The organism is Pedococcus bigeumensis (assembly GCF_039531795.1).
GTDB classification, from domain to species: domain Bacteria; phylum Actinomycetota; class Actinomycetes; order Actinomycetales; family Dermatophilaceae; genus Pedococcus; species Pedococcus bigeumensis.
The window spans coordinates 1,688,690-1,700,189 of sequence record NZ_BAAAQS010000001.1 but is presented as its reverse complement, the minus strand read 5'-3'; the positions used below and the strand labels follow the sequence as shown (position 1 = coordinate 1,700,189).

Sequence of the window (11,500 nt, the reverse complement as noted above, 5' to 3'; positions counted from 1 at the left end):
GCAGGGGGAGTGGGAAGGGGCGGGATGTCCGAGGCGCAATGGGAGGCCTTCGCGCTCGATGCCTTGGCCGAGCAGGAGTGGCGGCCCGTCGAGGGCAAGTTGATCGCGCCAGGCTCGGGTGAGCGTGAGTCGTGGGACGAGCTCGTCATCCCGTCGCGTCTCCTCGCGAAACTGAGAGAACTCAACCCGCGGGTGCCGCCCGAGTACCTCAAACAGGCCGCTGCCGACATCCTTCGCCCGACCTCGGGCGATGCGATGACCGAGAACCACCGGACCCATGGCTTCATGGTCGAGGGCTACCGCGGCATTTCGTGGATCGACAGCGACGGCACCGAACAGAACCCGACGATCCGGCTCATCAGCACAGACCCGAGCGACAACGACTGGCTCGCCGTCAGTCAAGTCACTGTCCGTTCACGGGACGTCGAACGTCGCTTCGACCTCGTCCTCTACTGCAATGGGCTTCCAGTCGCGATCCTCGAGCTCAAGAAGGCAGGGAAGCAGTCTGCCGACGTCGCCGCTGCCCACGCGCAGCTGCAGACTTACCTGAAGGAACTCCCCATGGCGTTCCGGTTCGCCGTCGTGGCTGTGGCGAGCGATGGGGTCATCGCGAAGTACGGCACCCCGTTCACACCGCTCAACCACTTCTCGCCGTGGAACGTCAACGACGACGGCAAGCCGGTCGCATTCGGCGAGGTCATCGACGACGTTCACCTCGGCACGGGGTTGGAGTTCCTCATCGAGGGCGTCTTCAACGTCGAGCGCTTCCTCCAGCTGATGCGGAACTTCGTCGCCTTCGACTCCGGCGCCGAGGGCCTCACCAAGAGGATCGCCAAGCCGCACCAGTACTTCGCTGTGACCAAAGCCGTCGGCACGACCGTCGATGCCGTCGAGTCTGACGGCAAGGCGGGCGTCGTCTGGCACACGCAGGGTTCCGGCAAGTCGATGGAGATGGAGCTCTACACCCACGCGGTGCAACGCCACCTCAAGCTCCTCAACCCGACGATCGTCGTGGTCACCGACCGCACCGAGCTCGACGGCCAGCTCTTCGACACGTTTGCCCAGAGCCAGCTCCTCGCGGAGCGGCCGAAGCAGATCGCCACCCGTGCCGACCTCCGAGGCGAGCTCACCGACCGCACGACAGGCGGTATCTACTTCACCACCTTGCAGAAGTTCGGGCTGTCCAAGGAGGAGAAGGACGCGGGGGAGAGTCACCCGCTCCTCTCCGATCGTCGCAACATCATCGTCATCGTCGACGAGGCGCACCGCAGTCACTACGACGACCTCGACGGCTACGCCCGCCACCTCAAGGACGCCCTCCCCAAGGCGACGCTCATCGCGTTCACCGGTACCCCGATCTCCTTCGACGACCGCAACACCCAGGCTGTCTTCGGTGACTACATCGACGTTTACGACCTCAGCCGTGCGGTCGCCGATGGAGCCACCGTCCCGGTGTACTTCGAGCCACGCCTCATCAAGATGCGCTTCGCGGACGGTGTCGACCAGGAGGACGTCGACCAGGCTGCCGACGAGCTGACCGCCGGACTTGACGATGTCGAGCGGGATCAGCTCGAGCGCAGCGTCGCTGTCGTGAACGCGGTGTACGGCACACCCCAACGACTCGCCGAGCTGGCCAGTGACCTCGTCACGCACTGGGAGGTTCGACGGGGCGCGATGGAGAAGTTCATCTCCAGCCCAGGCAAGGCCCTGATCGTCGGAGGCACTCGTGAGATCTGCGCCAACTTGTACGACGCCATCATCGCGCTCCGGCCGGACTGGCACTCCGACGAGCTCGACAAGGGTCGGATCAAGGTCGTCTACAGCGGTGATCCCACCGACACTCCGCCGGTGTCTGACCACGTCCGGCGCGACGGTCAGAACAAGGCGATAAAGGCCCGGCTCAAGGACCCTGACGACGAGCTCGAGATCGTCATCGTCAAGGACATGATGCTCACCGGCTTCGATGCCCCTCCGTTGCACACGCTCTACCTCGATCGACCCCTGAAGGGTGCCCTGCTCATGCAGACCCTTGCGCGCGTCAACCGCACGTTCCGGGGCAAGCAAGACGGTTTGCTCGTCGCCTACGCCCCACTCGCAGAAAACCTCCAGAAGGCGCTCGCCGAGTACACCTCGGAGGACCAGGCCGGGAAGCCGCTCGGCCGCAACGTCGGCGAGGCTGTCGTCCTGACCAAGGAACTCATCGCTCGCCTCGACGAGCTACTTGCCGGCTATGACTGGCGCAAGGACTACGCCGACCGGTCAGCGCGAGGCGACGGCGCGGCATACGCGTTCGTCGTGAAGCACGCCGTCAACTTCCTGCGCAACCCGGCCACTCCCGGGAACGAGCCAGCCAGGGAGGGTGACGACGAGACCGAAACGCTCGGAGCGGCATACCGGCGTCTGTCGAGCCAGTTGTCACGCGCCTGGGCGCTGTGCGGAACGTCCGCTGAGCTGCACGAGCTCCGCCCCGTGGCGAAGTTCTATGAAGAGGTCCGCGTCTGGATGGCCAAGCTCGATGCGGCGGACCGAGAGTCGCGTGGCGAACCGATCCCCGAGGACATCCAGCGGCTCCTCGGAGCGCTCATCGCAGACAGCACCGAGACCGGCGAGGTCCTCGACATATATGACGCGGCTGGGATGCCGCGGCCGAGCCTCATGGACCTCAGCCCGGAGTTCCTCCGGCAGACCCAAGAGGCCACGAACCCGCATCTCGCGATCGAGGCGCTGCGGGATCTCATCGCGAAGGAGTCGGTGAAGGCGACCGGCACCAACACCCTCCGACAGCAGGCGTTCTCGGACCGCATTGCCGACCTGATGCGCAAGTACACCAACCAGCAGCTGACTTCGGCCGAGGTCATCGCCGAGCTCATCGCGTTGGCCCACGAGGTCGTGGACGAGGCCGGGCGTGGGGCGAAGTTCGAGCCGCCGCTGGATCAGGACGAGCTCGCGTACTTCGACGCGGTGACGACGAACGACTCTGCCGTCGACGTGATGGGGAAAGGCGTGCTGGCTGACATCGCTCGGGAGCTCGTTGCGATCATGCGGCGCGACATCCGCACTGACTGGACGGTGCGTGAGGATGTGCGGGCGAAGTTGCGGACGTCGATCAAACGGCTGCTGATCAAGCATGGCTACCCGCCGGACGAGCAGCCAGCCGCGATCAAGCTCGTGATGGACCAGATGGAAGCCATGGCTCCGCGCTTCGCAGCACGCGACTTCGGCGAGCGAGCATGACGGCATACAGCTTCGGTAACCGGTGGGTCGGGATCATTGCTCTCGGTGAGCCGGACCCCCCGGAGCCGCTGCACAGGATGGCGATTCGCCTCTTGCAGGAATCACAGACTCGTCCGATCAGCGTCACGAGGGACCTATCGGTGCCTGCCGGAGAGCTTCTGCGTGTCCTGGGACGCGTTCGGCTGCGAGAGGAGGTCTCAGGGCGGAGCGCTCGTGCGGCAGAGTGTCTTGGGGTCGAGGATGCTCTGAGGGCGGCGCTCACCCCGACACTGCGTCCATGGCTGGGTGACGAAGTGGTCCGACTGGTATGGGGACGGCTGCCGCATATGCGTCCGCGAGCACGTGACGGCCAACGTCAAGGGACGCGACTTAAGTCGCCGCCGCACCTTCGAGGCGCCGCCGAATCATGGCCAGGACAGCCGGCTGGGGCCGCCGAACCATTTGGGTTGGGCGCCGTCCGCATCGTCCCCACAGGCTGGACAGCGGCCTACCCCGCGGCACCTTCTTCGCCTTGGCTCCCGCCAACTTGTGAGGCCTTGCTCAAAGAGTTGACCCGGCTGGATCTCGCCCCTGATGCGGCGGGGGTCGAATGGCTCCGCTGGGCGAGCATGCACTCAAGCTACCTCTACGAATCGATGCCGGACAGCCCCCTCAATGCCCGCGTGCTGGACGTCCTTGCGACGCTGGGACGCGGTTGGCTGCGCCTGGTTCTTCTTGACGAGATTCGTTCCACCGTAGGCGAGTTCACGTCGAGCGCGGAGGTCAGCGCAGCGCTGCAGCAAGAACAATTGGCGCGTGTCGCAGTCGAAGACTGGGTGGTTGGCCTCGGCGCGGCCTTCTTAGGGCGAGGGGAGCGTGCCATGCAGGCCGCGGGGCAGCGCAGTAACGCAGCGGAACTCGTGGGCTTGCAGATTGTGGGCGCGCTGTCGCTGCTGACCGCGTCCCGAACGCCCGCCGCATCGATACTACGGGCGGCTGGCTTCCGTCCCTCCGCGCCCGAACCGGACTGGCGTCAGCTCATTGTCTCAACACTGAAGCAAGAGCCGACAGTCCATCGAAGCGAATCAGGGCCGGACCACGACCGCCTATTCACTGTTTCGGTCGAAGCGAAAGGCCTCACCGCGTCGGCGACGGAGCGGTCAGTCCGGAGCGCGCGCTCCGCGGCCTACAGGACCTTCGTCCAGCGCAACTTGCCTCACGCCGTTCCGAGGCCTTCCCAGCCAGTACCAGTGCGCCGATCCCAGGCGTACGACGCACGGCTGCCACGTCACGACCGCGCCCGGGATTGGGTCCTGGAGGCATTCGAAATGAATGACTCCGGACTCGTCAGTCAGGCGCTCACCCACGCGTCTTGGGTGCACGAAAACCCCTCGCTCGTGACTCGTGCCCATCAACGCGATTTCGCGGTGCTCGCGACGGAAGGGGCTGAGGTCCTAACCACGCTGGTTCGACACCAGCACGCGCTGAACACATTGAACGCCACCTTCGATCCGCCGTCCGGGGCAGTCACGGCGCCACACGTGACGCGTGACGACTTGGCACGCCTCTTGGACGCCCTGCCGCTCGGTGCCGGGGTTCTGCGTTCAAAGGGGTTGGCGACGTTGACCGCCGACGTTAAGGAGAACGTCGTCCAGGCCGTTGCAGGCGCGGCGTGGCGGGCCAACGGAGACCTGATCTTCCATCGCCAGGAGCAGTCCGTCGCGCGTTGGGTCCGCGACTTCAGTCCGCCCGCCGATTCCGTGACCCAGCTGCAGAACTACTGCGCTCGGGCGAAGGCTCGCTTTCAGGTGACCTTCGAGGAACGCGGGCCGCAGCACGAGCGGTACTACAGGGCTCGGATCACCTTTCTGGTCCCGATGGAACCGAGTTGGCGCGGAGGCTGGATGCCGGGAAAGACCGCAGCGAAACAGGACGCCGCCCGTGGCCTAGTCGCCCTCTTGCTCGACGAACGCCCTGATCCGACCGCAGCGACGACCGAACCGGAGGCGGACCGTATCGTGGGCGCCCTCTTCGTTGCCGAGCTGGACGCGCTCGCGTCGGGACGGATTGGTAACCAGCGCGCTTTGGCAGGTGGCCACCTCGGGGTCGACTTGCTCGCCGTCGGGGACTATGAGCAGTTTACCGCGTGGACAGCCAGACGGTCCTCCATGGTCCGTGAGGACCAAGCAAGTCTCATGGGTCGCCTTGGTGGGTTCTATGAATCGGTGCTTATGACTCGCCGCCGAGAAGCCGTACGGACGTGGATATCGCGGAATATGCCGTCGCGCACGAATGGGTCGGTCGATGCGGTTCAGCGGATAAGCCAGTGGTCGGTGAGCGATCGCCTAGGCAGACTGGCCCTGCTCGCGGACGTGTTGGACGCGGTTGAAGGGGGCCTGGGTGCAGACGCCATTCTGGACTGCGTGGAACGGCAGGCGACTGCGATTGCCGCTTCTGCCTCCGGAGAGCTGGAGAGTAGCCGCACCAACGAGGCTTCCGGCCGCACGATCACCATTCGAGTCCGGGGCGCGGAGATCTCGGACGCTTTCGTGCCGGTGATCGAGGCCGTCGACGCGGTGGTTGGCCTCGTCCGGTGGTCACGACGACCCCAAGGGCTCATCGTGACCGTCCCCGAGATGCCAGAACCTCGGGATCCGGTGGTACGCACCGGCCTGATGGCGGTGGCGTCTGCGTTGGGCGACCCGTGGCTCGATGAATGTCGGGCTGCTCTCAACGGCTTCCTGGCACGGACGGAGGGGGTTCTCGGCGGTGAAGGGAGGCTCGACGACCAAGCGGCGGCGGAGTTCTCAGCCGCTGAGGCGAAACTCGTGGAAGCCCTTCGAATCGGGGCAGAGCGACCCGAATCAGACGCAGACCCGATTTCCGCTTCCCCGACAGCGAGGCTGAGCCACACGAAGTCTGGGGGATCGCATGACCCTTCCTGACCGAAGCATCATCGAGTCCACGCATGGCTATCACCCCATTGCTGGGGACGCGGCCGATCTCGCCAGAACGAAGCTTTTCTCAGAAATGCTCGTGTTGGGCACCGTTGTGCCTGACGTGCATGCCCTGGTGGCCAACATCCGCCACCTGATCGCCGCACCGGCTCCGCTGCCCGAGGGGCTGTATTGGTTCTCGGGGATCTCACCCTCGGCCGTCCTGGTGGTCACGGGAGGTGCCCCGCCGGGAGCACCCCTTCGAGAGCAGAGCGGTGCTGTCCCGGAGGGTTCCGCGCTGGACCAGGCCTTGAGCTGGTTCGACCACTTGTGGGACGGAGCGCCGGCGGTAGAGCGCCCCAGCTTCGAGGTTCTCGAGGAAGTCGTCACTCGAGGCTCGGGCATGGATGGCCTGATCAAGGCACGCCAGTACCTTCAGGGCCGATGGATCTACTCGGTCTTCACTGGCGGGCGAACGCAGAAGATGGCCGAGGACGCGTTAATGCGTCGGCCCATGTTGGACTCACCAGATGCCTGGGTGAGGACACCCCCAGTGCCAGCGGACCGGTTCGCGGCGACATTGACTCGCGCGAAGCTGGAGGGTCGCTTTACGGACACGGTGTTCTCGTTCAGAGCGACCCGCACGATCTTCCGGCCCTACCAGTTCAAGCCGGTGATGAAGCTCCTTGGGTCGGGATCCCTACGGATGCTGATCGCGGACGAGGTCGGCCTAGGCAAGACCATCGAGGCTGGCCTGCTGTGGACTGAACTGGAGGCACGGAGGCGCGCGGACCGAGTACTCGTTGTTTGTCCGTCTGGCTTGACTGCAAAGTGGCAGCGCGAGATGGAGGAGCGCTTCGGCTTCGAGTTGCACGAGCTGACGAGCTCGGCTCTGGCAGATATCAGGACCCGCGTGGAGGGCAACCGCCTGCCCAAGCGCGCCGGGTATGTGTGCAGTGTCGAGCGCCTGCGAAAGTGGGACGGCTTGGCGGATGTGACCACGCTCGGTTTGCAGTTCGACCTCGTGATCGTGGACGAAGCACACGTATTCCGGAATTCGAGTACGAAGAGCCACGCTCTGGGTGAGCACCTGTCTCAATGGGCCGATGCCCTGGTCTTCCTCTCGGCGACTCCGGTGAACCTCAGGAACCAAGACCTCTTCAATCTCCTTGAGCTGCTTGTCCCTGGGGAGTTCCAAGACCTCGAAGGATTGCATGAGCGAATCGAGCCCAACGCCGTCCTGCACAAGATCACGGCATCGCTCCTCGACCGGAGCGTCGGCAACGACAAGCGGCGGCAATGGCTTGAAGGACTGACCTCTAGCGCCTTCGGACGTGTTCTGACACTTCGACCGGACTTCGCCCTACTCAGGGAAACGTTGGCGCGACCAGATCTGACGCCCGCCGACGTCGTGCAGGTCAAGAGGGTGTGCAGTGAGTTGCACGGGCTGGCCTCCCAGATCACGCGCACGCGCAAGGTCGAGGTTCAAGAGGACAAGGCAGTGCGCGAGGCGCGCCCTGTGTCTGTGGAGTGGAGTCAAGAGGAGCACGACTTCTACCAAGCGTTCTACCGCTGGTGTGTCGAGCGAGCCAAGGCCAAGGCCATGCCTCTGAATTTCGCGATGCAGATGCCGCTACGCCTCGCGGGCAGTTGCCTCCCAGAAGCAGCGGACTATGTCCGCACCTGGACGGGTGCAGGCGTTCGGGATGAGGTGGACTCGGCTTTGGGCAGGCGCACCGTTCCGCGCGGTCCCGATGTAGCCCCGAGCGCTGAGCTGGTCGCCCTCGCTGCAGGCTTGGACGTCGATGCCAAGCTGGAGCAGTTCAACGCCGTGGTCGGTGGTCTGCTTGATCAGGGTAGGCAGGCTCTTGTCTTCACGTTCTCTCGCAGGACTCTTGCCTACTTGGAGGGCCACCTTCGGGGTAGGTGTCGAGTGGGGGTGCTCCACGGAGGAGTGCCAAAGGAGAGCCGCGATCGAATCATGGCCGACTTCAGGGCCGGTGGTTACGACATCGTGGTGGCGACCAAGGTTGCGAGCGAAGGCCTCGACTTCGAGTTCTGTTCCGTTCTGATCAATTACGACCTTCCTTGGAACCCGATGGAGATCGAGCAGCGAATTGGCCGCATCGACCGAATCGGGCAGCGCGAAGCCAAGATCATCATCATCAACTTCACGACCCCGGGAACGATCGAGTCGGAAATCTTGGAGCGGGTACTCGACCGCATTGGTGTCTTCGAGCACGCGATTGGCGCGTTGGAGCCGATCATCGAAAGCGCATGGGGCGAAGTCGAAGCTGCCCTCATGGACTTCGCGCTCTCGCCCGAACAGAGAGAGCAGCGCGCCCTAGAACTTCTCGCTGCGTTGGCTGAGCAAGAGCGCGCGCTGGGTGAGGTGGAGTCGGCGGCTCCATATCTGATCTCGAGCGACGGGGTGGACATCGAAGGGCTCGAGCCGGATCTAGTGGCTTCCGGTCGATACATCGGTCAAGCTGAACTGGCCCTACTGGTCGCCGACTGGGTCAAGACCTATGGGGGACGATCAGAGATTGCGGATGACCTCCTAACGGTCGTCGGCAACTCTGAGCTCGCTGGCCACGTCATGGCCCTGGTTCGTCTCGGCGTGAGGACATCTGCAGAAGTGGACGCGGTCCACTCCAGCCTGAGAAATGAGCAACCCCTTCACCTGTCGCTGAACCAAGAGGAGTCCAGGCTCGGGGGGATTCCTCTGCTAGCGGCGACCCACCCGCTTGTGAGAGCAGCGCTAGGCGTGCCAGGGCACCGGCAAAGTCGGTTCTCCTCCGTCGTCATGAGTCGAAGGGAGGCAGGAGTGCCCGTCGGCCGGTACTTGGTTCAGCTTTGCGTCGCGCACTGGGATGGCATTCGTCCGTTGCACGAGGTGTGGACCGCGACTGCTGACGCGGTAACAGGGGGGCTCGTGCCGGACCTCGGCGATCGACTCATGGGCGCGTTGGCGCTGGGGCGGCTCAGTTCAGGAGGTCTCCCGGGCGACCTTGACCTTCAAGCAGCCGTATCGGCAACCGCTGATGCCCTGCTGGGACGCCTCATCGCCCGCGAAGGAGAGATGCAGTCTGAGAACACTGCATTCATGGCGACACGACGGCTGAGCGCTGAGCAGGTCCATGCACGGCGGATCGACTCCATCAACGACCGCATCAACACGCTACGACTTCGGGGCAGGTACAGGATGATTCCACTCTTCGATGCACAGCTGCGCCGAGAGCGCGCTCGATTTGCTTCGTTCAACGACGACATGAACGTCAAGTCACATGCCGCCCTCACCACGGAAGACCTGGCCGTGTGTTTGGTGGAGGTGACCGAATGACTAGTGAGAACACCGACGACCTCGCGTACGAAGCCGCCACGAACCGCCGATACCTCACTGCCTTGGAGGCGCGTCTGAGCCGGGCCGTCCCGATCGCCTTGGCGGCGAACGAGAAGTGGGTTGGCCACACGCCACGCTCGGGTTTGAGCTACGACCAGCTTGGTCCCTTGGTAGCCCGCGTTGGGCTCGACGTGCAGGACGAGCATCTAGGGGCTTCCTTCTACGTCGGCGCAAGGTGGCTCTCTGATTTCGATCACGCCGTTGTGAGCTGGGACGCGCCCGTCGCCAAGGTCTTCTACGAGCCAGACGTGGATAGCCATGAGATCGCGCGCCACGTCGTCGTGCGCCGGACGCTGCTCGAGCGACGCAATGACATCGTCAAGGTCTACGACGAGTGGCTGGCCAACACCTCCCGAGATGCGGCCCCGTTCGCGCGTAGGCGCCTGGACGTACCTGCCGCGCCGGTCCCGAGCGGTCGGAGGGCCAAGCGCCGTGAGGCTGCCAAGGGCACCGACGCGAGCACGCCCGCGGACCCCGCTGGTTCCCACGAGTCATCGCCGAGGACATTTGAAACGTCGGTCATGATGCCCACCGGGCCAGCCCGCACTGAGGAGACCCTACGAAGAGGCATGAGGTCTGTCGAGGCAGTGGACTACGCCCTTCGCGCGCCTCGCGCTGCTGCGCTCACTTCCGTCCTCGCGACCCTTCAACCCGACCAGTATCGCCTTGTCACGCGCAGCGCAGCAGAACCGTTGGTCGTGCAGGGCCACCCGGGGACTGGGAAGACCATTGTCGCGATTCATCGCGCGGCGTATCTCGTGAGTCCCGAGAGGCCGACCGACGAGCGTGTCGACCGCTTGTTGCTGCTCGGACCAACCGACGAATGGGTTCGACACGTGGACGACATCGTCAAGACGCTGGACATCGAGCGACGGGTCTCGGTCAAGTCGATACCCGCGTGGTTTCGAGAGATCGCTCAGATCAACCACGCGCTTTCGGGAGAGCTTGATGGCTCTGTCACCGACGTTGGTCAGTTCATCAAGAATCTCTTCGACAGGGGCGCTCGGGCATGTCGGGAAGACCAGCCGTGGGCCACTGGCCCAGGAGCAAGGATGAAGAACCTGGAACGCCTGTATGACTATGTGCGCGGCGGCGGCACGATCGCATCGCCGCTTAAACTCGGGGAGATCTCGGGACCGTGGGTCAAGACGCTGCCCACGTTTGGTGCTGCAATCCGCAGACGTCGATACCTTCCGCTCTTCGCTCAGGCCTCGCTGTCGATCATGGGGCAGCCTGTGCGGCGATTTGGCCATATCGTCGTCGACGAGGCGCAGGATGTGGCCGGTCTGGAGTGGGAGATCATTCGAGCTCACAACGGCGCGAACGGTTGGACACTCGTGGGTGACATGAACCAGCGACGACACGACTTCGGAGCCACGTCCTGGAGCCAAGTGCTCGACCGGCTGTCCGCCGGATCCGACACCACACGCGTTACGACCCACGTGATCGAGCGTGGCTACCGGTCGACCCAGCCGATCCTCGACTTCGCCAAGGCACTGCTTCCACGAAGCGAGCGGAGCGCGCAATCGCTTCAACAGGCCGGACCTGCCCCCAAGGTGACGCGTGCATCGCGCTCCGCTGAACGAGACCCGCTGGCGATTCGCGAGGCCGAGCGGCTGCTCGCGGCGTACCCGGGCGGAACCGTTGCAGTCATTGCCGTGGAGCAACGTAGTCTCGAGCAGAGTCTGCTGTCGGCAGGCTGGCGTAGATCGGAACGCCAGGGTGACTGGCAGAAGGAAGGGCGACTTCTGGCTCTCAGAGACGCCGAGGCTGCGAGGGGTGTCGAGTTCGATGCTGTCGTCGTCGTGGAGCCTGGAGCATTTCCGCGAAACCTTGCTCGGGTTGGCCCGCTGTACACGAGCCTCACTAGGGCAAACCGTGAACTCGCCGTTGTGCACCACCAGGCCCTGCCTGACGAGTTGCGACGCCACAGCCGCCACCATTGATT

General features: G+C 64.4%; 4 protein-coding genes. All 4 read left to right on the top strand.

Annotated elements, in window-relative coordinates:
• Nucleotides 1–24 precede the first annotated feature (24 nt).
• Nucleotides 25–3,234 carry a type I restriction endonuclease subunit R gene (locus ABD262_RS08080; protein WP_344133764.1) on the top strand — a complete coding sequence of 1,070 codons (3,210 nt, stop codon included), beginning with the start codon at nt 25–27 and terminating at the stop codon, nt 3,232–3,234.
• 536 nt (nt 3,235–3,770) lie between these two features.
• On the top strand, nt 3,771–6,158 hold the full coding sequence (locus tag ABD262_RS08075; protein WP_344133761.1) for a double-stranded RNA binding motif domain-containing protein: 2,388 nt from the start codon (nt 3,771–3,773) through the stop codon (nt 6,156–6,158).
• Complete coding sequence (locus ABD262_RS08070; RefSeq protein ID WP_344133758.1) at nt 6,145–9,492, top strand: DEAD/DEAH box helicase; 3,348 nt, start codon at nt 6,145–6,147, stop codon at nt 9,490–9,492. Before ABD262_RS08075 ends, ABD262_RS08070 begins: the two co-directional genes overlap by 14 nt.
• Nucleotides 9,489–11,498 carry an AAA family ATPase gene (locus tag ABD262_RS08065; RefSeq protein ID WP_344133756.1) on the top strand — a complete coding sequence of 670 codons (2,010 nt, stop codon included), beginning with the start codon at nt 9,489–9,491 and terminating at the stop codon, nt 11,496–11,498. The genes ABD262_RS08070 and ABD262_RS08065 overlap by 4 nt, the downstream gene beginning before the upstream one ends.
• The last annotated feature ends 2 nt before the right edge of the window (nt 11,499–11,500 follow it).